This is a genomic window from Falsiroseomonas sp., from assembly GCF_051859025.1.
Classification (GTDB): Bacteria; Pseudomonadota; Alphaproteobacteria; order Acetobacterales; family Acetobacteraceae; genus Falsiroseomonas.
The window spans coordinates 253,776-279,272 of the sequence record NZ_JBHYGL010000001.1 but is presented as its reverse complement, the minus strand read 5'-3'; the positions used below and the strand labels follow the sequence as shown (position 1 = coordinate 279,272).

At 71.1% G+C, this 25,497-nt stretch carries 18 protein-coding genes; 11 read left to right on the top strand and 7 right to left on the bottom strand.

Translation table 11 applies throughout. The features are described 5' to 3' along the window. Positions 1-5: 5 nt before the first annotated feature. On the bottom strand, positions 6-788 hold the full coding sequence (locus tag ACTIE5_RS01445; protein ID WP_439547910.1) for a DeoR/GlpR family DNA-binding transcription regulator: 783 nt from the start codon (positions 786-788) through the stop codon (positions 6-8). Between the two features lie 76 nt (positions 789-864). Here ACTIE5_RS01445 and ACTIE5_RS01440 point away from each other — a divergent pair, with 76 nt between their 5' ends. Beyond that, positions 865-1,758 carry a PfkB family carbohydrate kinase gene (locus tag ACTIE5_RS01440; protein WP_439547909.1) on the top strand — a complete coding sequence of 298 codons (894 nt, stop codon included), beginning with the start codon at positions 865-867 and terminating at the stop codon, positions 1,756-1,758. Between the two features lie 104 nt (positions 1,759-1,862). Continuing rightward, positions 1,863-2,864: a sialic acid TRAP transporter substrate-binding protein SiaP gene (locus tag ACTIE5_RS01435; RefSeq protein WP_439547908.1), complete on the top strand. Its 1,002-nt coding sequence runs from the start codon at positions 1,863-1,865 to the stop codon at positions 2,862-2,864. Positions 2,865-2,896: 32 nt separating this feature from the next. Here the strand turns inward: ACTIE5_RS01435 and ACTIE5_RS01430 are convergent, their stop codons facing one another. Further along, entirely contained in the window at positions 2,897-4,009 is a 1,113-nt protein-coding gene (locus tag ACTIE5_RS01430; RefSeq protein ID WP_439547907.1) for a mandelate racemase/muconate lactonizing enzyme family protein, read from the bottom strand. 67 nt (positions 4,010-4,076) lie between these two features. Here ACTIE5_RS01430 and ACTIE5_RS01425 point away from each other — a divergent pair, with 67 nt between their 5' ends. Beyond that, entirely contained in the window at positions 4,077-4,646 is a 570-nt protein-coding gene (locus ACTIE5_RS01425; protein WP_439547906.1) for a TRAP transporter small permease, read from the top strand. 10 nt (positions 4,647-4,656) lie between these two features. After that, positions 4,657-5,934, top strand: a complete 1,278-nt coding sequence (locus tag ACTIE5_RS01420; RefSeq protein WP_439547905.1) for a TRAP transporter large permease — start codon at positions 4,657-4,659, stop codon at positions 5,932-5,934. 16 nt (positions 5,935-5,950) lie between these two features. On the opposite strand, the gene ACTIE5_RS01415 is transcribed toward ACTIE5_RS01420, so the two are convergent. Beyond that, entirely contained in the window at positions 5,951-6,925 is a 975-nt protein-coding gene (locus ACTIE5_RS01415; RefSeq protein WP_439547904.1) for a Bug family tripartite tricarboxylate transporter substrate binding protein, read from the bottom strand. 132 nt (positions 6,926-7,057) lie between these two features. On the opposite strand from ACTIE5_RS01415, the gene ACTIE5_RS01410 reads away from it, so the two are divergent. The 3 genes from ACTIE5_RS01410 to ACTIE5_RS01400 are packed head-to-tail and all read left to right on the top strand — an operon-like array spanning position 7,058 to position 9,910. Continuing rightward, entirely contained in the window at positions 7,058-8,170 is a 1,113-nt protein-coding gene (locus ACTIE5_RS01410) for an NAD(P)/FAD-dependent oxidoreductase (RefSeq protein WP_439547903.1), read from the top strand. Further along, on the top strand, positions 8,151-8,450 hold the full coding sequence (locus ACTIE5_RS01405; RefSeq protein WP_439547902.1) for a (2Fe-2S)-binding protein: 300 nt from the start codon (positions 8,151-8,153) through the stop codon (positions 8,448-8,450). The genes ACTIE5_RS01410 and ACTIE5_RS01405 overlap by 20 nt, the downstream gene beginning before the upstream one ends. Further along, positions 8,447-9,910 carry an FAD-dependent oxidoreductase gene (locus ACTIE5_RS01400; protein ID WP_439547901.1) on the top strand — a complete coding sequence of 488 codons (1,464 nt, stop codon included), beginning with the start codon at positions 8,447-8,449 and terminating at the stop codon, positions 9,908-9,910. Before ACTIE5_RS01405 ends, ACTIE5_RS01400 begins: the two co-directional genes overlap by 4 nt. A 6-nt stretch (positions 9,911-9,916) precedes the next feature. On the opposite strand, the gene ACTIE5_RS01395 is transcribed toward ACTIE5_RS01400, so the two are convergent. Next, a complete protein-coding gene (locus ACTIE5_RS01395; protein ID WP_439547900.1) occupies positions 9,917-11,503 on the bottom strand; it encodes an MBL fold metallo-hydrolase RNA specificity domain-containing protein in 1,587 nt (528 codons plus the stop codon). Between the two features lie 77 nt (positions 11,504-11,580). Between ACTIE5_RS01395 and ACTIE5_RS01390 the strand changes: the two genes are divergently transcribed. Then, complete coding sequence (locus ACTIE5_RS01390; protein WP_439547899.1) at positions 11,581-12,342, top strand: TIGR00730 family Rossman fold protein; 762 nt, start codon at positions 11,581-11,583, stop codon at positions 12,340-12,342. Positions 12,343-12,454: 112 nt separating this feature from the next. Here the strand turns inward: ACTIE5_RS01390 and ACTIE5_RS01385 are convergent, their stop codons facing one another. From ACTIE5_RS01385 to ACTIE5_RS01375, 3 genes are all read right to left on the bottom strand, one after another. Next, entirely contained in the window at positions 12,455-12,667 is a 213-nt protein-coding gene (locus ACTIE5_RS01385) for a hypothetical protein (RefSeq protein WP_439547898.1), read from the bottom strand. A gap of 359 nt (positions 12,668-13,026) precedes the next feature. Beyond that, entirely contained in the window at positions 13,027-13,233 is a 207-nt protein-coding gene (locus ACTIE5_RS01380) for a cold-shock protein (protein WP_439547897.1), read from the bottom strand. Positions 13,234-13,494: 261 nt separating this feature from the next. Further along, positions 13,495-14,703: a hypothetical protein gene (locus ACTIE5_RS01375; protein ID WP_439547896.1), complete on the bottom strand. Its 1,209-nt coding sequence runs from the start codon at positions 14,701-14,703 to the stop codon at positions 13,495-13,497. 283 nt (positions 14,704-14,986) lie between these two features. Here ACTIE5_RS01375 and ACTIE5_RS01370 point away from each other — a divergent pair, with 283 nt between their 5' ends. From ACTIE5_RS01370 to ACTIE5_RS01360, 3 genes are all read left to right on the top strand, one after another. After that, positions 14,987-20,548, top strand: coding sequence for a glycosyltransferase family 2 protein (locus tag ACTIE5_RS01370; RefSeq protein ID WP_439547895.1), 5,562 nt, complete (start codon positions 14,987-14,989; stop codon positions 20,546-20,548). A gap of 306 nt (positions 20,549-20,854) precedes the next feature. Further along, a complete protein-coding gene (locus ACTIE5_RS01365) occupies positions 20,855-22,879 on the top strand; it encodes a DUF6212 domain-containing protein (RefSeq protein ID WP_439547894.1) in 2,025 nt (674 codons plus the stop codon). A 36-nt stretch (positions 22,880-22,915) separates the two neighbouring features. Further along, on the top strand, positions 22,916-25,456 hold the full coding sequence (locus ACTIE5_RS01360) for a glycosyltransferase (RefSeq protein ID WP_439547893.1): 2,541 nt from the start codon (positions 22,916-22,918) through the stop codon (positions 25,454-25,456). The last annotated feature ends 41 nt before the right edge of the window (positions 25,457-25,497 follow it).

Here is a 25,497-nt window from a genome sequence, read left to right as displayed (position 1 = left end):
GGCGATCACGGCCCCGCGACTGTCACCGCCACCCCGGCCTCCGCCAGTGCCCGGGCCAGGGCGCCATCGGGGGCGCGATCGGTGACGAAGTCCGTGAGTTCCGCCATCGGGCAGATGCGTTCCAGCACCTCCCGCCCGAATTTTTCCGAATCCGCCAGCAGGATGCGGCGGGTGGCGCGGGCCAGCATGGCGCGCTTCACCCAGGCGGCGCGGCTATTGGCGTCGCAGGGGCCTTCCGCCGTCAGGCCTGTTGCCCCAACCAGGGCGACATCGGCGTTGAAGCGGGCCAGGAAGTCACCGGTCTCCTGGCCATAGACGCCCTGTTCCGCCCCGCTGACATCGCCGGGGCAGAGGATCACGCGGGCGTGGTCGGCCAAATCCTGCGCCGCGCGCAAGCTGTTGGTGAGCACGGTGACCGCCATGCCCCGCGCCGCCAGCGCCCGTGCGGCATGGCCCGTGGTGCTGCCGGCATCCAGCATCACCACCGCCCCCGGCGCGAGCATCGCGGCCGCCGCCGCGCCGATCCGCGCGCGCTCCGCCACCGCCATGGTTTCGCGGGACGACAATTCGGGCTGCAACCCCGCATGGACGACGCTGGCCCCGCCATAGGTCCGGCGGACGGCGCCCTGGCTGGTCAGTTCCTCGATGTCCCGGCGGACCGTCTCCGCCGCCACGCCGAATTGCGCCGCGAGCGCGGAGATCCGCACCGTCGGATCGGTGGCGAGGGCGGCGAGGATGCTGCGGTGGCGCTCCGCCTTGGACGGGGCGCCGCTCGGGCGGCGGGGCATATGTGGAAGGTGCCACATTCATCGCGGGACGCCAACCGGTCTTCCGGGGTGGAGGGCCCGGTGCCAACCTTCCGGCATGACCGCCCCCCGCATCGCCTGTATTGGCATGGCCGCGCTCGACCGCACCTACCGCATGCCGCGCCTGCCGCCGGCGCCCGGCAAGTATATCGCCGCGGGCTACAGCGATGTCGGCGGGGGCATGGCGGCGACGGCCTCCGTCGCCGTGGCCAGGCTCGGGGGCGATGCGCTCTGGGTCGGGCGCACGGGCGATGATCCCGCAGGCGAGTGGCTGCGCGCGGGGTTAGCGGCGCGGGGCGTGCGGCATCTGCCGGAACTGGTGGCGCCCGGCGGCATCACGCCCAATTCGGCGGTGCTGGTGGACCCGGATGGCGAGCGCATCCTGGCCGTCTTCCCCGGCGCCGGCCTGGTGGAGGCGCCGCGCTTCACGCTGGATGGCGTCGCCGCCGTGATGGCCGATCCCCGCTGGGCGGATGGCGCCGCCCACGCCTTCACGCTCGCCTGCGCCATGGGCATCCCCCGCGTGCTCGATGGGGAAGTCGGCGCCGGCGACATCCTGCACCGCCTGGCGCCGATGGCGGACCACATCCTGTTCTCCGAGCGTGGCCTGCGGGAGTTCACCGGCATCGACCATCCCGCCGAGGCGCTCGCCGCCGTCGCCGCGCGCTTCGATGCCGTGCTGGCCGTCACGCTCGGCGCCGCGGGCAGCCTGTGGTGGCGCGATGGCGAAGCGCGTCTCCTGCCCGCCCCCGTGGTCCAGGCGGTGGACACCACGGGGTGCGGCGATGTCTTCCACGGCGCCTATGCGCTGGCCATTGCGGAGGGTGAAGCGGTGCCGCAGGCCGCCCGCTTCGCCACCGCCGCCGCCGCGCTGAAAGCCGCCAAGGGCAGCGGCTGGGATGCAGCGCCTGGCCGCGCGGCGGTGGAGGCGCTGGTCGCTACCGGCTGGTAGCCACCCCGCCGCCGCATGGCGGGCTTGCAGCGCGCCCCCGGCCCCGCCCATGCTCCCCCCGGAATGACGCGCCGGACCAACCGGTGCCTGTGGGAGGTTGCAGCATGTCCATCATCACTGGTCGCCGCGCATTGCTCGGCACCGCCATCGCCGCCCCCGCCCTGATGGGCCGCGCGGCGCAGGCGCAGACGCGGCTTCGCTGGGCGCATGTGTATGAGACCAATGAGGCCTATCACACGCAGGCACTCTGGGCCGCGCAGCAGATCCAGCAACGCACGCAGAACCGCTGGGCGATCGAGGTTTTCCCGGCCTCGGCGCTGGGCAATGAGCCCACGATCAACCAGGGCCTGGCGCTCGGCACCGTGGACATGATCTACACCGGCGTCGCCTTCGCCGGCGCCACCTTCCGCCCCATCGCGATCACCAACGCGCCCTATGTGCTGCGGGATTTCGAGCACTTCATGGCGTATCGCGAAAGCGACCTGCTGCGCGACATGATGGCCGGCTACAACCGCCAGACCAACCACCAGTCCCTCGCGCTGACCTATTACGGCGAACGCCATGTCACCGCGAACCGGTCCGTCATGCGGCCGGAGGATATGCGCGGCATGAAGCTGCGCGTGCCGCAGGCGCCCCTCTTCCTCATGTTCACGCGCAGCGTCGGCGCCAACGCCACGCCGATCGCCTTCGCGGAGGTCTATCTCGCGCTCCAGCAGGGCACGGTGGACGGGCAGGAGAATCCGCTGCCGACCATCCAGGCGAAGAAATTCCATGAGGTGCAAACGCATATCTCGCTGACCGCGCACATCACGGAAAGCCTACTGACGATCGTGTCCGGCAACACCTGGCGCCGCCTGAACGATGCCGACAAGGCCGTGTTCACGGAGGTACTGAGGGAGGGCGCGACGCGCGCGACGAATGAGATCCGCGCAGCGGAGCTCGCATTGCCGGCGTGGTTCACCACCCAGGGCAAGACCGTGCAGCGCCCGGACCGCGCCGCCTTCCGCGCCGTGGCGCAGCCGCTGCACAATGACGCCGCCGCGGGCGCGGGCTGGACGCGGGAGCATTACGACCGCCTGCAGGCCATCGCATCCCGCGCCGGCTGAACGGGGCGCCGGGCCTCGCGGCCCGGCTTTCCCTAGCGGAGCACGATCGGTGTGAAGGCTTGCCGCCGCGCGATCTCCGCCTCGTCCCACTCGATGCCATTGCCCGGCGCCTCCGGCGGCGTGGCGAAGCCATCCTTCACCACCACGCGGCTCGCCGCGATGTCATCGAGTTGCGGAATGTGTTCCAGCCACGCCCCGTTCGGCACCGCGCAGACCAGCGGCAGGTGAAGCTCCATCAGGAAATGCGGGCAGACCGGGACGTTGAAGGCCTCCGCCAGATGCGCGGTCTTCAGCCAGGGCGTGATGCCGCCGATGCGCGCGACATCCACCTGCACGATGGAGCACGCGCCACGCGCCAGGTAGTCACGGAACTGCGCGGGGTGATACAGGCTTTCGCCGACGGCGACAGGGATGCGCGTCGCGGCGGAGAGCCGGACATGGCCTTCCACATCCTCCGCCGGCAGCGGTTCCTCATACCAGGCGAGGTCGAGCCCGGCCTGTTCGAAGGCACCGGCACGGCGGATGGCTTCCGCCACCGTGAAGCCCTGATTCGCATCGGTCATGACCTGGAAGCCATCACCGACGACGCGGCGCACGGCGGAAAGCCGCGTGATGTCTTCCTGCACCGTGGCACGGCCGACCTTGATCTTGGTGCCGGCAAAGCCGTTGGCGAGTGCTGCTTCCGCTTCGGCCACGATCTCCGCCTGGCTCATGTGCAGCCAGCCGCCTTCGGTGGTGTAGACGGGGATGCGCGGCTTGGCGCCGCCGGCCAGCTTGTGCAGCGGCAGGCCGGTCTTCTTCCCCCGCAGATCCCACAGCGCCGTGTCGATGGCGGCGAGGCTGAGTGCCACCAGCGGGCCGACGCTAAGCGCGTGCGTCTTCATGAAAAGATCGTGCCAGATCGCATCGATGCAGTCGGCGTCTCGCCCCAGCAGCATCGGGCCGAGGTGGTCGCGCAGCAGGGCCACGATGGACGATCCGCCCTGGCCGATGGTGTAGCTGTAGCCGATGCCCGTCGCGCCATCGCTGTCGGTGATACGCATCATCGGCGTCTCCTGCGTCGCGAAGGACTGGATCGCGTCGCTGCGGACCACCTTCGGCGGCAGATCCACCTGCAGGATTTCCAATCGTTCGATCCTGGACATGCTATCATTCCTCCCTTTGCTGGCCGGAATGATAGGGTCGAACCGCGTCCGTGGGAGCATTAATGTCGTGCAGCCAAAAGGCACCGATGACGACGATCTCTTCGTCGCGCTGACGCAGGAAGTGGCCGATGCGCCGGAGGAGAAGGCGGATCTGGCGCCGGAGGACTGGCTTTCCGTCCTGCTGTTCTGGGCGCTGGCCGGCGTGGTGTTCCTGCAGTTCTTCAGCCGCTACATCCTGAATGACAGCATCGCCTGGACGGAGGAGATCGCGCGCTACCTGCTGATGGTGCTGACCTTCACCGGCAGCGCCATGGCGGCGCGGCGGGGCACGCATATCGCGGTGGAATTCATGCCCACCATGCTGCCGCGGGCGCCGCGGCGATGGCTGTTCCTGGCGGCCAACATCGTCGCCACGGGCTTCTACGCCATCCTGTGCTACCTCTGCTGGCAGGTAGCGCAGGCCATGCAGTTCCAGCCCATGGTCGTCATCGATGTGCCCCTGTCCTGGGTCTATCTCTCGATCCTGGTCGGCCTGGTGCTGACCACGCTGCGCGCCGCGCAGGCCGCCATCCTGCGTTTCCGGCGGGGGGAGCCGGAACGTGTCGAGGATCCCTCCCTCGGCGGCGTGCATCTGTGAAGGCGGCCCGATGACCTGGATTCTCTTCGCGGGCTTCCTCGGCCTGATGCTGCTCGGCGTGCCCGTGGCCGTGGCGCTCGGTGCGGGTTCGCTGATCTATGTGTGGTTCGACCAGTCGGTGCCGCCGCTGGTGGTGCTGCACCGCATGGCGTCGGGCGTGGACAGCTTCCCGCTGCTCGCCATCCCCTTCTTCGTCATGTCCGGCAGCCTGATGAATTCCGCCGGCATCACCGAACGCATCTACAGCTTCGCAACCGCGTTGGTGGGATGGCTGAAGGGTGGGCTCGGCCATGTGAATGTCGTGGGGTCCGTGATCTTCGCGGGCATGTCGGGTACGGCGGTCGCGGATGCCGGCGGGCTCGGCAATATCGAGATCAAGGCGATGAAGGAGCATGGCTATCCCCTGCCCTTCGCCGTCGGCCTCACGGGTGCCTCCGCCACCATCGGGCCGATCATCCCGCCATCGCTGCCGCTGGTGATCTATGGCGTCTCCGCCAATGCATCCGTCGGCCAGTTGTTCGCGGCGGGGCTGATCCCGGGGTTGCTGATGGCGCTGACGCTCATGGCTTCCGTCGCCTGGGTCGCGCATTTCCGCGGCTTCGGGCGGGATGCGGAGTTCCGCTGGACGCGGCTGCGCTACACCGCCAAGCGCGCCTTCCTGCCGCTGATGACGCCGGTGCTGCTGGTCGGCGGCATGACGAGCGGCGCCTTCACGCCGACCGAAGCCGCCATCGCCGCCACCTTCTATGCGCTGTTCCTCGGCATGGTGGTGTACCGCACGCTGACCTTCCGCGGCCTGATGCGCGTGACGATGGAGACGATCGAGACGACGGCGGTGGTGCTGCTGATCGTGGCGGGCGCTTCCATCTTCGGCTGGCTCATCACCACCACGCGGGTGACGGAGGAAGTGGCGGGCGCGGTGCTCGCCATCACCGACAATCCCCTCCTGGTCCTGCTGCTGGTGAATATCCTGCTGCTGGTGGTGGGCTGCTTCCTGGAGACGATCGCCGCCATCACCATCCTGGTGCCGGTGCTGCTGCCGCTGATGATCGCGATCGGCGTCGATCCCGTGCATTTCGGCATCATCATGGTGCTGAACCTGATGATCGGGCTGCTGACGCCGCCGGTGGGCATGGTGCTGTATATCCTGGCGCGCGTCTCCGGCCTGACCTTCGAACAGACGACGCGGGCCTGCGCGCCCTTCCTCATCCCGCTCTTCATCTGCCTGGCGCTGGTGACCTATTGGCCGGGCATGGTGATGTGGCTGCCGACGCTGATTTATCGCTGACGGCAGCCACGCAGGCTCAGTCCACCGTGATGCCCATGCTGGGGATCAGGCGCGCCCAGCGCTCGCGCTCCGTCCGCAGCATGGTCGCCGCCTGTTCCGCGGTGCCGCCCACGGGTTCCGCGCCCAGGCTGCGCATCCAGGCCACTGCCTCCGGCGTGCGGATGGCGCGGTTGAGTTCGGCATTCAGCCGCGTCACCACCGCGGGCGGCAGGCCCTTCGGCCCGACCACCACCTGCCAGGACGACACCGTCAGTTCCGGCAGGCCAAGCTCCGCCAAGGTCGGCACATCCGGCAGCGCGGCGCTGCGCGTCGCCGTCGTCACCGCGATGGCGCGCACCCGCCCTTCTCGCGCCAGCGGGATGGTGGTGGTGACGTTGTCCACGAAGAGCTTGATCTCGCCCCCCATGATCGCCGTCAGCGCCGCGGCCGACCCGCGATAGGTGATGTGCTGCAGATTGAGGCCGAGCGCGCGGGACAGCAGCGCGCCGGTCAGGTGGTTCGACGAACCGGGCCCGACGGAGGCGTAGGGTTCCTCCGGCCGCCGCCGCAGCCATTCCACGAAGGCCGGCCAGGCCTGGGGCACGTCCATCCCGCCTACGAGGACATTGGGCTGGTCCCAGACATGGATCAGCGGCGTGAAATCCTCGGCCGCGTTGTAGGGCAGGCGCCCCGGCGTCAGCGCCGGGTTCACCGCCAGCGGGCCCATCGGCGACAGCGACATGGTCAGCCCATCCGGCTGCGCCTTGGCCGCGGCATCGAGAGCGAGCTGCGCGCCAGCGCCGGGCCGGTTCTCCACCACCACCGTCTGGCCCAGCGCCTGGGTCAGGCTGTCCGCCAGCCTTCGCGCCAGAAGGTCCGCCGCGCCGCCGGGCGGGAAGCCCACCAGCAGGCGAAGCGGCCTTCCCGGCTGCCAGGCGGCCTGCGCCTGCGCCCCGCCCGTGATCGCCACCGCCGGCAGCAGCCCCGCCATCGCCCGTCGCGTGATCCGCATCGTCCCATCCCCTGCCTTGCCTGTGGGATACAGGCTACACACACCCGGTAAGCATCGTGAAGGCGTCCCGTGTGGCTGCCGCTTCCCGATCGGCGGGCCTATGCTCCGCCGGGTATCTGAGGGGGATGGCAGATGGAGGCCGATGTCACCGTCATCGGCGGCGGGCTGGTGGGGTCCTGCATGGCCTATGGGCTGGCGCGGCTCGGCGCCCGGGTGCTGGTGTTGGATGAGGGCGATGTCGCCCGCCGGGCGTCGCGCGCCAATTTCGCGCTGGTCTGGGTGCAGTCCAAGGGCATGGGCATGCCGCAATATTCGGCCTGGTCCTACGGATCCTCCGAAGGCTGGGCGGATTTCGCGGGAATGCTGGCGGAGGAAACGGGGATCGACGTGGTGCACCAGCGCCCCGGCGGCTTCGCGCTGTGCCTCTCCGACGATGAAATGGAGGCGCGCACGCGCTACATCCAGCGCCTCCAGGCCCAGCCCGGCGCGCCGGCGATTCCCTATGAGGTGCTGGACCATGCCGGTGTGAAGCGGATGCTGCCGGATATCGGGCCCGATGTGGTGGGCGCAATCTATTCGCCGGCCGACGGGCATGTGAACTCGCTCAAGCTGTTCCGCGCGCTGCATGTCGCGAACGGCAAGCGCGGCGTGGCCTATCGCCCCGAATGCGTGGTGGACAGCATCGAGGCCCGCGACGGCGGCTTCCGCATCGCCGGCAGCTGGGGCGAGGCACGGAGCGCGCGCATCGTGCTGGCCGCGGGGCTCGGCAATGCGCGCCTGGCGCCGATGGTCGGGCTGGATGCGCCGGTCATTCCCTCCAAGGGCCAGGTGCTGATCACGGAAAAGGTGTCGCCCTTCCTGCACTACCCCATGGGCACCATCCGCCAGACGGACGAAGGCGGCGTGATGATGGGCGACAGCCAGGAGGATGCGGGCTTCGACACGGTGGTGACGAACCCCGTCATCTCCGTCATGGCAGAACGCGCGATGCGCATGTTCCCGCTGCTGCGGGACCTCAATGTGGTGCGGACCTGGTCGGCATCCCGCGTCATGTCGCCGGACGGATTCCCGATCTATGCGCAGTCGAAAGCCGCGCCCGGCGCCTTCGTCGTCACCTGCCATTCCGGCGTCACCCTCGCCGCCGCCCATGCGCTGACCCTGGCGCCGCAGATCCAGGCCGGCGCGCTGGCGGATGAGCTTTCCTGTTTCAGCGGCACGAGGTTCCATGTTCCGCAGGCTGCCTGATTTCCAAGCGGAGACGATCCGCTTCAGCTTCGATGGCGCGTCGCTCACGGCCCGGCGCGGCGATACCGTCGCCGCCGCGCTGCTGGCGAACGGCATCGCCACCTGTCGCGCCACACCGGCGAAGGGCACCGCGCGCGGGCCGTATTGCCTGATGGGCGTCTGCTTCGAATGCCTGGTCGTCATCGACGGCACCGGCAACCGCCAAGGCTGCCTGGTGGCGCTGGAGGATGGGATGCGCGTCGAAACCCAGGCCGGCGCGCGGCGCGCGGTGGCGCCATGAACCGCATCGACAGTGCCGACCGGCTTTCGGCCCGCTACGACCTGGTGATCATCGGCGCCGGTCCCGCCGGGCAATCCGCCGCCATCACGGCCGCGGGACTCGGCATCGCGACGCTGGTGGTGGATGAGAACCTCGCCCCCGGCGGGCAGATCCATCGCGGCATCACCACGACTCCGGTGCGGGACCGTGCCGTGCTCGGCGCCGATTACTGGCGCGGCCTGCCGATCGCGCAGCGCTTCCTGGCCAGCGGCGTGGACTACGCGCCCGCCGCCAAGCTGTTCAGCCTGCTGCCCGCCGGGGACGAACCCGGGCGCCATGCGGAGATCGAGCTTGGCGTGTCCATCGCCGGCCAGGCGAGGCCGGTCTTCGCGGGCCAGGTCATCGTCGCGACCGGCGCGATGGAACGCCCCTTCCCCATCCCGGGCTGGACGCTGCCCGGCGTGCTGACGGCCGGCGCAGCGCAGATCGCGCTGAAGGCGCATGGCCTGGTGCCGGAAGGGCGCGTGGTGCTGGCGGGCACGGGGCCGCTGCTGCTGCTGGTGGCCGCGCAGTTGCGCGCCGCCGGCGCCACCATCACGGCGGTGCTGGACACGACCCCAGGCGCCAATCGCGCCGGCGCGGCGCGGCATGTGCTGGACTTCCTGCGCTCCCCCTACCTCGCCAAGGGCCTCGCCTTGCTCGCGAAGGCACGGGGCGGGCCGCGGCGCGTCACGGGCGTCACCGCTATGCGGGCAGAGGGCGAGGATCGCCTCCGCGCCATCACCTTCACCACAGGCGGCGGCGAACAGCGGATCGAGGCCGATGTGCTGCTGCTGCACCAGGGCGTGGTGCCCAACACCACCATCTCCAACGCCATCGGCTGCGACCACCACTGGGATCCGCTTCAGCTCTGCTGGGTGCCGAAGCGCGATTCCTGGCTGGCCAGCAGCGTGGAGGGCGTGGCCATTGCCGGCGATGGCGGCGGCATCGCGGGCGCCGACTGCGCCGCCGAAAGCGGCACGCTGGCCGCCATCGGCGCCGCGCATCGCCTGGGCCGGATCGACGACGGGACACGCGATGCGATGGCGGCGCCGGTGCGCGCGGCGCTGGATAAGCTCGGCCGCGGCCGCGCCTTCCTCGACGCGCTCTATCGCCCGGCGGAGGGCTTCCGCATCCCAGCCGGCAACGACACCATCATCTGCCGCTGCGAGGAGATCACGGCCGGCCAGGTGCGGGACGCCGTGGCGGGCGGCGCCACTGGCCCGAACCAGCTCAAGGCGTTTCTTCGCTGCGGCATGGGCCCCTGCCAGGGGCGCCTCTGCAACCTCACGGTGACGGAGATCGTGGCGGCGGAGCGCGGCATCTCGCCGGAACAGGCCGGCACCTATCGCCTCCGCCCGCCCTTCAAGCCGGTGACGGTGGCGGAGATCGCCTCCCTCCCCCAGACCAACGCGGCGGTGAAGGCGGTGGTGCGGTACTGACCGGCGTCACCCCTCCAGTGCCCGCCGCAGCCGGTCCAGCAGCCCGGCGCGGGTGGTGTCGTCCGGCGCGCGCTCGATCGCTTCCTCGATGCCCAGCAGCAGGGCGGCGCGGGCATTGTGCCAGTCCGGCCGGCCGACGCCGGCGGCATCCCCCCGGCGGCCCCGGCCGGGCTGCCTGACGGGGGCCACGCCGGGTTCCAGGGCGAAGACCTCATCCAGCACGGGGCGGATGACGCGGTCGGGGGTGACGATGCCGCGGCCCTCGACCCGCTTCGCCAGGCCCTCGATCGCCTCCTCCTCCCCATGCACCAGGAAGACGCCGCCGGAGACGGGGGCGCGCGCCTCGATCCACCGGCCGAGCTCGGGGCCGTCGGCATGGCCGGAATAGCCCTGGATGGTGGCGATGCGCGCCTGCACGCCGAAGCTCTCACCCTGGATGCGCACCCGCGTCGCGCCATCCTGCAACAGCCGGCCGAGCGTGCCGCTGGCCTGGAAACCCACCAGCGTGACCAGCGCGTTGGCCTCATGCAGATGCTGCTTCAGGTGGTGGCGGATGCGCCCGGCCTCGCACATGCCACTCCCGGCCAGGACGATGCCGAACCCCTCCGCGCGCGCGAGTTCGCGGCTTTCATTGGCGTCCTGCACATGGCGCACCAGCGGCGATGCGAGGGCGTCGCGCATCGCCTCGCCCTCCGTCATCTCCGCCGCGTGGCGGCTGAACAGCCGCGTGGCGCGAGAGGCGAGTGGGCTGTCGATGTTGATCATCGCGCGCGGCACCTGGCCTTCCTGCATCAGGCGGACCAGGTCGAAGACCACTTCCTGCGCGCGTTCGACGGCGAAGCTCGGGATCAGCACCGGGCCCTGGCGTTCGGCGGCCCAGCGGACGAGCTTCGCGAGTTCGGCGCGCCGCGCCTCCGGCGTCACCGTCGGCCGATCCTCATCGCCATAGGTCGATTCGCAGATCACGTGATCCACGCCGGCCGGTCCCTCCGCGCCGGGCTGCAGGCCGCCCAGGTCGGGACCGATATCGCCGGAGACGATGACGCGCATCGGTGCCGGGCCGGCGAACTCGATCTCGATGGAGGCGGAGCCGAGCATGTGCCCCGCATTCCACCAGCGCGCGCGGATGCCCTTGCCCGGTTTCAACCAGGCGCCGGTCTCGATCGGGCTGAAGGCGCCGATGGTGCGTTCGGCGTCGGCGGCGGTGTAGATCGGCTCCACCGGCGCGGCCTGGAAACGCCGGCGGTTGCGGCGGTTCAGCTGCTCCACCTCCGTCTCCTGGATATGGCCGCTGTCGGGCAGCATGACGGAGCAGAGGTCGGTGGTGGCCGGCGTCGCGTGGATTCGGCCGCGGAAGCCGTGCTTCACCAGCTTCGGCAGCAGGCCCGAATGATCGATATGCGCGTGGGTGAGCAGCACGAAGTCGATTCCCCTGGCGTCGAAGGGGAAGGGTTCGTGGTTCAGCGCCTTCAGCGTCTTGGGGCCCTGGAACATGCCGCAATCCACCAGGAAGCGCGTGCCGTCGTGGTCGAACAGCAGGCAGGACCCGGTGACGGTGCGCGCGGCACCGCAGAAGGTGAGCGAGACAGGCATCGCATCCTCCGCGCCGACCGTTTCCCGGCGGCTTCCTGGCGCGCATCATGGGCACCGCATGAGGGGGGAGGCAACCGATGCCACGCCGGCCAGCCAGCGGCGCGAAGGACCATGGCCCCGCCTATCGCCTGGCGCTGTTCGACCGCGAATTCCTGCTCAGCCCCACCATGCGGGGCGTGCGGCTACAGGTCGAATGCGCCAAGGCGGATGAGGCGCTGCGCGCCTGGGGCGTGCGCTCCACCATCGTGGTCTTCGGCGGGTCGAGGGTGCGGGAGGATGGGCCGGGCGAGCAGCCGCGCTGGTATGCGGAAGCCCGCGCCTTCGGCCGGATCGCCAGCGAAGGCGGCGGCGCACTGCACCCCGTGGCCGGCGTGCGGGACCATGTGATCGCGACCGGCGGCGGCCCCGGCATCATGGAGGCCGCCTGCCGCGGCGCGCATGACGTCGGCGCGCCCGCCATCGGCTTCAACATCCGCCTGCCGCAGGAACAGGCGCCGAACCCCTACACCACGCCCGCGCTGACCTTCCAGTTCCACTACTTCGCCATCCGCAAGCTGCATCTGGCGATGCGGGCGCGGGCGCTGGTGGTGTTCCCTGGCGGGTTCGGGACGCTGGACGAGTTGTTCGAGCTGCTGACGCTGCGCCAGACAGGGCGGCTCGGCCCCGTGCCGATCATCCTGGTGGATGAGGGCTATTGGCGCGGCCTGATGCGGTGGGAGGCGCTGGAGGAAGCCGGCATGATCGCGCCGGGCGAGCTGGCGCTGCTGCGCTTCGTGGCCAACGCAGAGGAAGCCTGGAGGGCGATCGAATCGGCGCTGCCGCTTCACCTGTCCCGCTGAAGCGCCCCGCCCGCATCAAGCGGGCGGGCTCCAGCTTCAGCCGAACGGGCCGCTGGCGCGGCTCAGCCAAACGGCCGCTGGCGCGGCTCAGCCAAACGGCCGCTGGCGCGGCTCAGCCAAACGGGCCGCTTGCGCGGCCACGCATCTGGCTCTCCCGCACGATGCGTTCATGCCCGTCGCGGGAGTTCTTGACGCGGTATTCCCGGTCCACCTGGTCGTTCGGCAGTTGGCGGACGACGGTGTAGGTGCCGGCGGGGGCGGAGCCGTCATAGCGGCCGGGCACGAATTCGATGGTCTGGCCGACCGTGAAGGTATGGCGTGCCATGGGCAATCCTCGCGGAGCGCGCAGCCCCCGGACAGGCGGGGGCGGAAGGGCTGGCGGTCCGCGCGCCAGGCGATCCTACGTCAAGTCTGGCCTACGTCGCGTGGGCCGCAGGTCATGTCGGGCCCAGGTCACGTCGGGCCCAGGTCACGTCGGGTCCGTTAGACACCAGGCGACATCAAGGCGGGCCGGCATCAAGGCGGGTAAAGGGGGCGGGCCAAGAGCGAGGGCCAAGGGGAAGTGCCGCAGGGGCGGCGGTAGGCCCCTCAAAGCGAAACGGCGGGCGCTCGTCGCGCCCGCCGCCTCAGATGCACCGCAGGGGGCACCACCCAGGATGGCCAAGGCCATCCCGGATAGCGGCCTCAGGCAGAGCGCAGGTTGGTCGCGGAGGTCTTGCCCTCGCGGCCCTGCTGGATCTCGTAGGCGAGCTTGTCGCCTTCACGCGGCTCCTGCAGGCCGGAGCGCTGGACGTCGGAGATGTGCAGGAACACGTCCTTGGAGCCGTCATCCGGCTGGATGAAGCCATAGCCCTTGGTCGCGTTGAACCACTTAACGGTGCCGGTCGCCATGAGGATATCCCCTTCATGTCTGTGTCCCGACGAGCGAACGTCGCCCGCCGGATCGAGCTTTGAGGGGAAACGAAACCCGGGCTCGGCGCTCGGTAACGAGCAAGGAGAGCAGGCCGAACCAAACAAGGCTGACTACGTGATTATGGTGCCTTCCGCCCTTTCCCGCAACCCATAACTGCATCGACCACACGCTTCGGTGGTCACGGTGGCGCGCTTTCGGCGCGGGAACAGTCGCGGGGAGCCCCGCGGAAAACGCAACGGTCAGGCGTAGCGGACCAGCTTCTCCAGCCACCGCGCCGCCAATTCCAGCTTCTGGTCGCGCAGTGCCCTGTGCCAGCCCCACAGCGACGCCATCAGCATCATGTTGTGGCCCGTGACCTCCGGCGGAAGGGCCCGCGCCCAGCCGATGCGGTCGACCTCCGGCTCGGCCAGCACTTCATGCGTCGCGTAGAAACGCCAGCCCGTGCCGATCGGCGCCAGCGCCCAATTGTCCCACTCGACGATCGTCATGCCGCCATCGGCGCCGACCAAAATGTTCCCGCAATGCATGTCGTCGTGGAAGACGAACATCGGCATGGAATCCAGCAGCGCCACGATGTGGTCGAAGCGACGCGCCACGATCAGGGCGACATCGTCGATCGAACAGGCCCGCAGCTGCGCCTCCACCCCTGCCGGCAGCGTCCGGGCGATCAGTTCCTTGAGCCGGTCGACGAAAACCGGGACGAGGCTCGGCCCCTTGGCGAGGCCCGGCGGCGGCGCCTTCGCCCAGTAGCGATAGAGAAGCTCGTCATGCGTCGTCATCCAGCGGTCGATCGGCAGCGGCGTGCCATCGAAGTAGGCCCGGAAGGTGGAGACGAAGGGCCCGTCCTCCAGCGTGCCGAAATGCCGCGGTGCCATCAGCCGGTCCGCGTCCACCGTGCCGAACAGCAGGCCTTCGGCATGGGCGCGGCGTATGTCGCGCTTGTCGGACCGCATCACCTTTTCCACCACCTCCACCCCTGCGGTCCCATCGGCGAAGGCGATGGCGTGACGGAACAGGGCCATGTCGAACAGCCCCGGCCGCATCCGCGTGGTGTCCAGCGCGGCCACGGGATGCCCGGTCGCCCCGCCGAGGAAGGGGGCGAGGCGTTCGATGGCGGGCGTTGCCTCGAACCGCGCGACGAAGGCGTCCTGCAGGGCCGCACGCTCCGCCGCCTGCCCGGCTGACCAGGCCTGGCCAGCGTGGCCGGCTTCGACCAGCAGCTCATAGGCCAGCTGCGCCGTCTTCCAGCGGGAGATCCCGGACAGTTCCTCCGCCACCGCCACCAGCGGCGCGGCATCGCTCAGGCATGAATCGGGTTGGAATGCTTCCGCCTGGCGGCCCAGCACCGGCGCCAGCCGGGCCGCCGCCGCGGCACGATCACCACCGCGCAGCAGGGCCAGTGCGTCGGCCAGCGCGGCATGGAGCCCATCGCCCACGGTCGTCGTCATCCCCCCGGTTGGTGCCGCGCCGCGGCTGGAGGCGATGCATGAAGCGGCATGCAGCAGCGTCCCATCCCGGCGCTCCTGCCATGCCAGCGCGCCTTCGTTGATACGGTCTCTCGCAAATGTGACACAGTCTTTACGGCCAGCCAAACCGCCCCTAGAACGAATGCCCCATGGCGCACTGGCGCCGGGCGATGCGGCCGCGCCGCGCGGTGGCCTCCCGAGGGGTGACGATGGCAGCGTGGAGCCGGGGTTTTGCCGGCGGCGTCCCGGCCGAGGTGGCGGGCTCATGATGATGATCTACCGCTGCGTCTGCTACCCACGGACCGGCAGCTGGGACAGCCTGAACCTCGACCTCGACGAGAAGAACATCCTCTTCCACGTGTCGGTGCGGCCGGACCGCCGGCAGATCGTCGTGAACGAGTTGGTGGATGGCAGTTGGGGCGTGGAACGCGCCCTGCCGGTCGACCTGTCGGCGACCGAGGTGCTGCCGCTGCTCGTGATCTGCACATCCGCCCATATCCACCTGCTGGTGGGGGGCGAGCTACGGGCCACCATCGCGGTGCTGTGGCCGCAGGGCCGGCAGGTTTCCGTCCGCACCAGCATGGCCTGGTTCGCGAGCGACGCCTTCAGCCCCTTTAGCCCCCCTGGCAGCCCCCCTGGCAGCCACCCTGGCACCACCACCACCCGCCAGGGCTGGCTGCCCGGGGAGGGGATTGGCGGGGAAGCGCTGCGCGGCTTCGTCCAGGCGCCGGAATGGCAGGGCGGGCCCGTCGCCATCACCATCGGGGCCGAACGCTTCACCGCCCAGGCCATCCCGGCACCATCCGCCCCGGGGCTGCCGGCAGGCTTCGTCGTGCCGCTGGACCCCGCCGCGCGCGAAGCCCTGGCGCAGGCGGAAGCCAAGACGCGGGTCGCCACGCGGGTCACGGTCGATTTCAGGCTGGAACCGACGGAAGCCGGGGTGGTGCCAGCCGATGGCATCCCGACGGCGCAGGGCTGGGTGAACCCGCCCGGCGTCGTGGAGAGCGTCGTGGAAGGGCGGATCACCGGCTGGGTGCGCGGCCGCGGCGCCGTCCCGCGGCTGGAGGTGCTGCTGGATGGCGCGCCGGTGCAGGCGCAGGTGACGCTGGGCACGGAACCGCGCTTCCCCCGGGACTGCCTGCTGGGCGCGCGGCGCAGCCGGGAAGGCACGGGCGACGGCTACGCCCCGGAACGCCGCAGCGCCTTCACCATCGACCTGCCGGCGGAGGTGGTGGCCCGCGCCCGCGCCAGCGGGGCCGTGCTGCAGGTGATGGGCGATGGCGCCAAGCTGACCGGCGGCAGCCTCTCGCTCGGCGCCCAGCGGCGGGATGCGGAGGCCGCGCCGGACGCACCGGCGGAGGAACCGGCGCCGGCGGCGACCGTCGCCTCCGGCCACACCGGCGGCAGCGTGCAGGTGCTGCGCATGGATGTCCCGCCCGCGAGCGCGGAGGATGTGTGGCTGGACCTGGTGGCGCCGAATGGCGACATCCCGCTGCACCTTCGCTACCGCGCGGCGGAGAACTGGATCGTCACCAACCACTGCACGGATGGGGAATGGGGGTCGGAGACGGTGCTGGGCCGCCTGCCGTCATCCTGGTACCGCCTGGTGGTGGATGTGGAGGTCGGCGCCGGGCGCTGCATCATCGCCGTGAACCACGCCCCCTGGGGCGAGGTGACGGGCACGCTGCTGGGCAGCGAGGAATTGACCGTGCGCGGGCCGCATCAGCGCTTCGCCCGCGGCGTGCCGCGCGCGGCGCCGCCCGCGCCTTCCGCCACGCCGCCCGCCGGCGCGGTGGACCGCGTGCTGCGCGACGCCGTGCTGGGCTGGGCGGTGGATGCCGCGCCGGATGCGATGCTGGAGATCGACATCGGGGAAGGCCCGGTGCGGATCGCGCCGCGCTGGGTGGACCTGCCCGGGCTGGCGTCCCGGCTCGGCCGGCCCGGCGCGCGGATCGGCTTCGAGGCACCGCTGCCGGAGGTGCTGTGCGGCCGCCTGGCCCGCCACCTGCGCCTGGCGCGGCTGTCGATCGATGGCAGGCCGCTCAGCCTGCCCCCCGCCTGGACCAGCGCGGTGACGGAAGTCGATGGCTTTGTCCTGCGGGGAGAGGTCGTGGGCACGCCGGCCGGCCGGGCGCCGGTCATCGGCCTGATGGTCGGCGGCAGGGCGCGGGCCGTGGCGGTTGGCGTGTGGGCGGAAACCCCCCTGCCCGGCCTGCGCACCAGCGGCGGCAGCCAGGCGAGGCATGGCTTCGAGATCGAGCTGCCCGGCACGATCTGGACCGATATCGGGGAAGCGCGCGACGCCGGCCTCGAGGTGACGGTGGATGGGCGGGTGGTGGAGCCCGGGCGGCTGCTGTTCACCCGCGCCATGGCGCAGCAGGCGCTGGTGCGGGCGGCGCAGATCGGCGACGGCACCGCGGCGGCGCAGTGCAACGCGCTGCTGGCCTCGGAACACCTGGCCTTCGGGCGCTTCCTGCCGGACCTGCCGGCGGATGCGGCGCGGTTCCACGCCGAATTCACCCGCCGCATGAAGCTGGACGGCTTCGTGGCCCGCCAGGCCGCGCCAGCGCGCGCCACCGCGCACGGCGCAAGCCAGGCGCCGGAGGCGACGGCGGACGATGCGCAGCGCATCGCCGTCTGGCGCGCGCTGCGCGCCGTGAATGCGCGGCTGTCCTCGGACGGGGAGCCCATCTTCTACCACGCCCGCCTGGTGGAATCCGCCCATGGGCTGCAGGGGGAGGCGCGGGAGCATTTCTGGTTCGGCCTGGTGCCGCCGCTCTGCGCCACCGACGAATTGCCGCTGCTGGACCGCGCGGTGCCGCTTTCCACCTGGTTCCACCAGGAGGAACGGCCGGATGCATGGGCGCTGAGTTCCGCCATCGCGCTGCTGGCGGCGGCCGGGGAGGCTCGGCGCGCGACCGATGCGCTGTACCGGCTGGCGGGCAGCATGCAGGGCTGGATCAACACCGCCTGCATCGGCTTCGCGCTGCGCCACCTGGAAGGCCGCGCGGCGGAGGGCCAGCTGGCGGAGGCGGAGCTGGAGCGGTTCCGCTACGCCTTCCTCGCGCTGCTCGACGCCTTCAAGGGCGAATGGTTCTCCCGCCTGCATGACCGGCACCTGGTGGAGGCGCTGGTCCTGCTGCTGGACCGCCGGCATTTGATGCCGGACTACCTGGCGCAGGACATGGTGCGCGCGGCGCTGCGGCATTACGGCCTCTCGCCGTCCTTCTGGGCCCGCTGGAACGCCGGCCCGGCGAAGCGGGAGGCCGGGCAGGACACGCAGATCGCCGTCGCATGGCGGCGCTTCCGGCAGGTGGAGGCCGGCCTCGGCGATCCAGAGCGCGTGGACCAGCGGCTCGGCACCCTGCATGCCGGGCTGCAGTTCTTCCGCGCGAATGGCAATCCGGAAGCGGTGGTCTGGATGCGCGAACTGGCGGCGCATGCGCTGCGCCCCGGCAGCATCGCCAATTCCGGGTCGGTCGGGCGGCTGCTGACGGATCTGGTCGCGCTGGATGCGCGCGATGCGGTGCGGATCGCGGCCATGCCGGGGCTTTCGGCGCCGGGGGGGCTCTCGGGCCTCGGCATCGCGCCGGACGGGCTGCGGGACATGCTGCGGGAAATGCGCCCCCAGCCCCGGGGCATGACGGAACAGGCGCAGCGCGCGCTGTGCCGGATGCTGGTGGCGCCGGAAATGCCGCCGGCAGCGGCGGAGGCGCGCGACCTGGCGGCGATGCTGGCCGATGCGCGCTACCTGCATGTCGGCGCGGACATGCTGAGCCTGATGGCGGTGCGCCAGGCGGCGGCCCAGCACCCCGGCGCCGCGCCGGCCGGGCGCGCGCTGGTGCGCCGCTTCGCCGCGGCGGTGATGCGCGCGGTGGAGGAAGGCGGCGCGCCGCATTTGCCGGCGCCGCTGCTGGCCGGCCTGTCGCGGCTGCTGCAGGTGCTGGAAGGCCAGCGGACGCCGGAAATGGCGGAAGCCGTGACGGCGCTGCAGGCGCTGCGGGATGCGATGCACCTGCGCTTCCGCCACCACCACGACCAGGCGCTGACGCCGGTGGCGCGGCCCGCCATCGCCTTCGATCCCGCCGCGCTGGCGGGGGACGTGCTGGTCTGCGTCTATTCCTGCAACAAGTACCTGGACACCCGCGTGGCGGCGATCCGGGAGACCTGGATGCGGGAACTGGCCGCGATCGGCGCGCGCTGCATCATCATCGTGGGCGATGGCGACGACCGGCTGGATGGCGACGTGCTGCGCCTGGCGGTGTCCGACAGCTATGAGGACCTGCCGCAGAAGACGCTGCGCATGGTGGAATGGGTGCATGCCAACACCGATGCGCAATACCTCATCAAGATCGATGACGATTGCTACCTGAGCACGGAAAACTACTTCGGCACGCTGGACTACCGCGCGCACCATTATCACGGCCGCCTGCTGGAACGCGCCATCGGCGGCACGGACCGCGTCTGGCACCATCTGAAGTCGAGCAGCGAGCGCGCGCGCGGCATCGACCGTTCCCCCGAACCGTCGCGCTACTGCGATGGCGGGGGCGTCTATTCCCTGTCCCGCTTCGCCATGGGCCGGCTGGTCGCCGCCACGCAGCGGCGGGACGGCCAGCGCCTGATCGCGCGGTCCTTCATGGAGGACAAGATGGTCGGCGACCTGCTGGCCATGGAGGAGATCTTCCCCGACAACACCGACTACGAAAGCTACCAGCGCCGCCGCACCTTCGGGAACGCGCATCCCATCGGCATCTACGAGAACACCTTCTTCCCCAGCGCGCTGGGCACCGCGAAGGTGGCGCATCTCGACCTCGACCGCGACCAGGCGCGGGCCCATGCGCTGCGCGGGCAGATGGACCTCAGCCCGAAGAAACTATGGCCAAGCTTCACGAGTGTCGGCACCGACCACACCAACCACCAGCTGGAACTGCTGAGCGGGGCGGAGGTGCTGGCGCGGGTGCAGGCGGAGCCGATCGGCGTGGTGCTGGCCGCGCGGAACGAGATGACGATGCTGCCGCATCTGCTGGACCACTACCGGTCCCTCGGCGTCAGGGCCTTCTACGCGGTGGACAATGCGTCGGATGACGGGTCGCGCGAATGGCTGCTCGCGCAGCCCGATGTCGTCGTCTATTCGGCGGCGGGGGAATACCGCACCTCCCATTACGGCGTGACCTGGCAGCAGACCGTGCTGGCACACCACTTCGTCAGCCGCTGGGCGGTGGTGGCGGATGCGGATGAATTCCTGATCTATCCGAACTGGCGCAACCGCAGCCTGGCGGAGCTGGTCGCGGCCGTCGAAGCCGAACGCGCCAATGCCGTGCCGCTATGGATGGTGGACCTCTATCCTGCCGGCCCGCTGGATGAGGCCGATTTCTCCACCCGCCCGCCCTTCGAGGCCGCGACCTGGCTGGACCGCGAACCCGTCCAGCCCTTCCACCTGACCAGCTGCTTCTACAGCAACCGCAGCCAGCAGGTCTCCGCCCTGCGCCACCGCCTGCTGCCGGACAGCGAACCCAATGGCTTCGTGGCGGAGAAGGTGGCGCTGTTCCGCTACCAGCCCTGGATCCGCGTCAGCGAAGGCATCCACAGCGCGGCGAATGTCCGCCTGTCCCGCCAGCCCGCGGTCTTCGCGCATTTCAAGTATCACGCCGGCTTCCGGCGGAAGATCCTGGAGGAGATCAGCCGCGGCCAACACTACAACGGGGCCGCGGAATACAAGCGCTACGCCGCCATGGTGGCGGAAAGCGCCGGCGCCTTCGGGCAGGAGGGGCTTTCGGTCCAGCTGGGCGCGGATGGCTTCCTGCCCCCGGAGTCCCGTCGGCGCTGATTCGCGAGTCTCGAAAATGATATTTGTGGATCACTTCGCCGTGATACGCGCCCGGGCTGGCCGCCCGGGAGACCAGGTGCCGCCGGATCAAGCAACGAAAATTCTATCGTTTACAGCGCGATAAAGCCCCACCTGGCGCAATGGGCGCCCGGGCGCCCTTGCGACCGCCGCCAAAGAGTGCACCTGTGAATGTGAAGGTTATGCGCTTACTCAATTTGGTTAAGCGACATTCTCAAAAATAATACTTTTCACTATAAAACACAGCGCCTAGCGTCAGCCCGGCTTTCACGAGTTTGTCATACAACCATGTTGATCGCGCAGCATCCGCCGAGTGGCGACCAGGTGATGCTCGCCTCCCCGGAGGCGGGTCCGGGGTCGAACGCCCTCCCCCCTGGTCTCCCCCCCTCCCTGGTGGCGGCGATGCGGGAGCCGGTGCTGCTGATCGCGGCCATCGAATGGGCCCTGGCGCGGGACGTCCTCGCGGTGCCGGTGCCGGTCCTGGCCATCGAGCACGACGCCACCCTGGGCCTTCTGCTGCACGCCGAGGGCAGCCGCTTCCCGCTGCCCGCCATGCCGCCCCTCTGCGTCGCCGCCATCGCCTTCACGGATGAAGGCGAGACCGCCTTGCGGATCGCCATCGACCAGGCCCCGGGCGGAGAGACGGTGCCCGCCATTGCGCGGATGCAACCCGGCGATGCGATGGGGCTGGCCACCGCCGTCGTCTCCGGCACCACCGCCGTGCTGCGGCGGCAGGCGGCGCTGCTCACGGGTTCGCTGCGCAGCCTCGGCCAGATGCGCGCGGCGCATGAGGATCACCAGGGGCGGCTCGCGCAGCTGGAAGCCTATGTCGCCCGCGACAACCGCCAGGATTTCGACGAGGTCTTCGCCGAGCAACCGGCGGGGGGCGAGGATGCGGCCATCCGGCTCGGCCGCGGCGCCAATCTCGGCGGCCTGAACCAGTTGCTGCCCATCGCCAGCCGCGGCGTCAGCGCCATCGCGCTGCACCTGGATGCCGCGCCGGCCATGCGCGACGCCGTGCTGGTGGTGCGGCTGACGAGCCTGGAGGACGGGCAGGAACGCGCCGCCTGGCGCCTGACAGCGGACCGTCTGAAGGCGGGCTGGCAAGTGCTGGGGCTGGAACGCGCGCTGACGGGCCTGTCCCGCACGCTGCGCCTGGCGGTGGAGGTGCCGGAGGGCACGCTGGCCCTGTCGCTCGGCGGCAACCAGCCCCTGCCCGCCTTCCGCGTCAGCGGCGAGGACGGCACCGCGCTTGCCCCGCGCAGCCTGGCCTTCCGCGTATGGACCGGCCTGCCCGGCGTGATGCCGCCGGTCACGGGCATCGACCATGCCGAGGGCAGCGAAGATCTCGGCCAGGGGTGGGAGGAAGTGCCCGTCCTGCCCGACTCGATCGAGTTGTCCCGCGACGGCGCCAGCGCCACGCGCCGCGCGCTGGATGATGACAGCCTGCCCTGCGACCCCGCCCGCGCGGGCGTCACCCTGGGCCGCATGGCCGGCGCGCTGCCCGCCGGCACGCTGGTCGCGCAGGCCACGGGCCGCATCGTGGGGGAGGCGACGGAGCCGGTCGAATTCGCCCTGGCCGCCGCGACGACGGCGGCGGCGGCGCTCGACCTCTCCGGCCAGGACAGGCCGGCGATCGGGTGGTCCGGCTGGGTCATGGCGGATGAGGATGGGCTGGCGCCGCTGCGCCTGTTCCAGGCCGAGGGCACGGAAGCACGGGATCTGTTCGTGCTGACGCGCCGGATGCCGGGGGCGGAGGGCACGCCGCCGCGCGCCCGCATCGGCGGCCTGCGCGCCACCGTCGCCGCCGCCCAAGCCGGCCAGGTCCAGGCCCGCGAGGCCCCGGCCACCGGCGCGACCCCCTCCTCCCTGGCGCCTCTCGTGGAGGAGGCGGATGAGACGGAAGTGGCGCAGGCCTTCGTGCCCGCGCGGGATTTCCGCGGCACCGGCTTCCATTCGCTGGAAGGCGGCGGGGATCGGACCTGGCGCTGGCTGGGCGCGGATGTGAACCTCAAGCTCGACAACGTCTCCCGCCACGCCACGCGGATCGAGGTGCTGATCGCCGCCACGGCGCCCGGGCTGACCGAAGGCGCCATCACCTGTTCAGTGAACGGCGTGCCGACGCGCGCCAATTTCGCCACCACCGCGGATGGCGGGGATGGCGGGCTGACGGCGCTGATCCCGCTGCCGCAGGCGGCGCGGCGCCGGGACCGGAGCGTGGTGCTCGACCTCGCCTTCGGGCGTGCGCACCAGCCGCCGGGGGATGGGCGCGTGCTCTCCGTCGCCTGCACGGGGCTGCGCATCTCCGCCTGAACGGCGCTTGCATTCCCGGCCGCCGGGCTGCAACCCATGGGCGGCATGATCCCCCCGGCCATCGCCATCATCGTCCCGGTCTTCAAGCACCCGGGCCTGCTGCCGGAGGCGCTGGACGCCGCGCTGGCGCAGCGTGGCGGCGTCTCCGTCGCCATCGTCATCGTCGATGATGGCTGCCCCTATGAGGAAACGCGCACCATCGGCAGCGCCTATGCGATGGCGGAGCCCCGCGTCACCTACCTGCGCAAGCGCAATGGCGGCCTCTCCTCCGCCCGCAATTTCGGCATCGACTACGCGCTGCGCGCCTGGCCGGGGCTGGAGGCGATCTATTTCCTGGATGCCGACAACCGGCTGACGCCGACCGCGATGGCCAATGCCTTCGGCCTGCTGCGCCAGGCCGGGGTGGATTGGGTCTATCCCAGCATCGACAAGTTCGGCATCGAATGGTCCGGCAACTACCAGGCCCCCTATTCGCGCCTCGCCCACGTCACTTTCGACAACATCTGCGAGGCCGGCAGCCTGGTGCATCGCCGCGTCTTCGATGCCGGCATCCGCTTCGATGAGACGATGAAGGCGGGCTACGAGGATTGGGAGTTCTGGATGCAGGCCCTGGCCAGGGGCTTCCGCGGCCGGTGCCACCCCAGCTTCGGCCTGGAATACCGCCAGCGCGCGGAAAGCATGCTGCGCGACAGCAACCGCCAGCGCGCGGGCATCCTCGCCTATATGCGGGAGAAGCACCGGGACCTGTTCTCGCTGCGGAACCTACTGGCATGGGAGCATGAGGAAGCGCCGCGCTTCGCGCTGTTCACCGAGGCTTCCGGCGATGTGCTGTGGTTCAGCGACGTGGATGCGACCCCGCGGCGCATGACGCTGGACCAGCACGCGGAATCCTTCGCGGCGGAGGAGGTGGAGCCGGAGACGCTGGGCACGCCCCCCTATGCCATCTGGCTGCCCGCCGCCGCGGTGGCGGCGCTGCGGCGCGCGGGGCTTTTCGCCAACCTGCTCTGGCACCTGCAGCGCCTCTGCGCCACGCGCCAGGCCGTTGCGATCCACCTGGAAGCGGACCGTGGCGGCATGGCGCTGGAGGTCGCGGCCGATGCCCCGGCCTCCGCCCCCATCGGCTTCGCCGCCGGCCAGGCCGCGCTGCGGGAGGCCGTGGGGGCGGAGACCCCGGGCGGCTGGCTGGCCGCGGTGGCGGAGGATGCGGACAGCCCTCAACTCGGCCGCCTGCTGCTGCGCTTCCCCTGCCCGGAGGATGCGCTGCTGGTCGGCGCCCATGCGCCCAACCCCGTCGCCACCGCGGCGCGGCTGCGGCAGGACCATGACCCCGCGCGCCGCCGCCGCTGGATCTGGCGCAAGGCGGGCGCCACCCCCGCCATCCGCAGCTATGCGGACTACCTGGCCGCCGCCATCGGCGCGGATCACGTCATGCCGCGGCGCCGGGGCGCGGGGGGGCGGCATGTCGGCTTCGCCGTGCCGGGGGGCATCGCGGATGGCGTCGGCCGGGTCGCCGCCGCGCTGGCCACGTCGCTGCGCCAGGCGGGATACGTGACCCACCTGTTCGTCCTGGAACAGCCGGGCCTGGTGCTTGGCGACGGGCTGCGGGATGCCTTCGACAGCGTCTCCTTCCTCGGCCAGGCGCTGCCGAAGGAAGGACCGCACGACTTCCTCGGCCAGCGCATCGCCCTCGCCGGCGATCTGGAGGGCGCGGCGCCCGCGCTGCTCGGCCTGATGACGGAGCTGGATGTGCTGGTCTGCAGCCATGTGCCGGCGCTGTCCGCCGTGCTGGGCGATCTGCGCAAGCAGGGCACGAAGGTGGTGGGGCATCTGCACGCGCTGGAGCAATCGGCGCTCGGCCGCGGCACCGGCCACCCCTACCTCGCCTTGGCGTTCGAGCATGTGCACGACCTGCTGCTGGCGCCATCGCCGTCGCTGGTGGATTGGCTGCGCGGCGCGGGGGTGCCGGACGCGAAGCTCTGCCTGCTGCCGCCAGCCGCGACGCTCGCCATCACGGCGGAGGAACGGGACCGGCTGGTGACGACGCGGCGGAGCCGGCGGCCCGGGATGCTGCGCGTGGCGCTGCTGCTCGGCCCCTCCGCCAGCCCCGCGGTTCGGGAAGCGCGTCTGCGCCTGGTGGCGGTGACGCGGCAGGAGGGGCTGCCGATCGACTGGATCGCGGTGGGGGAGGCGCTGGACGCGCGGCTCCGCCGGCGTCTGGCGCCACTCGGCGTCGGCATGGCGGAAACGCTGGCCGATGCGGTGGCGGGGGCGGATCTGCTGCTGCTGCCGGAAGCGGCGGAAGCGACGCCGATGGCGGTGCGGGATGCCCAGCTTCTGGGCTGCGTGCCAGTCCTGCCGGCGGGCAGCCCTGCCGCGGCGCTGGTGGAAGGCGGCGGCGGGCTGGTGGTGGCGGATGAGGCAGCAGTGCTGCCGCTGCTGCGGGACCTCGCCACCGATTCCGGGCGCCTGTCAGGGCTTTCCGCGGCGGCGGCGGCGGAAGGTGCCTCCGCCCCGGGATCGGATGCAGCGATCCGCGATTTCCGTGACCGGATGGCGCGCTGGTTCCCGCCTGCCTGATCGACCCGATGGCGCAACCCTTGCTAGGCACTGGCCTGTCC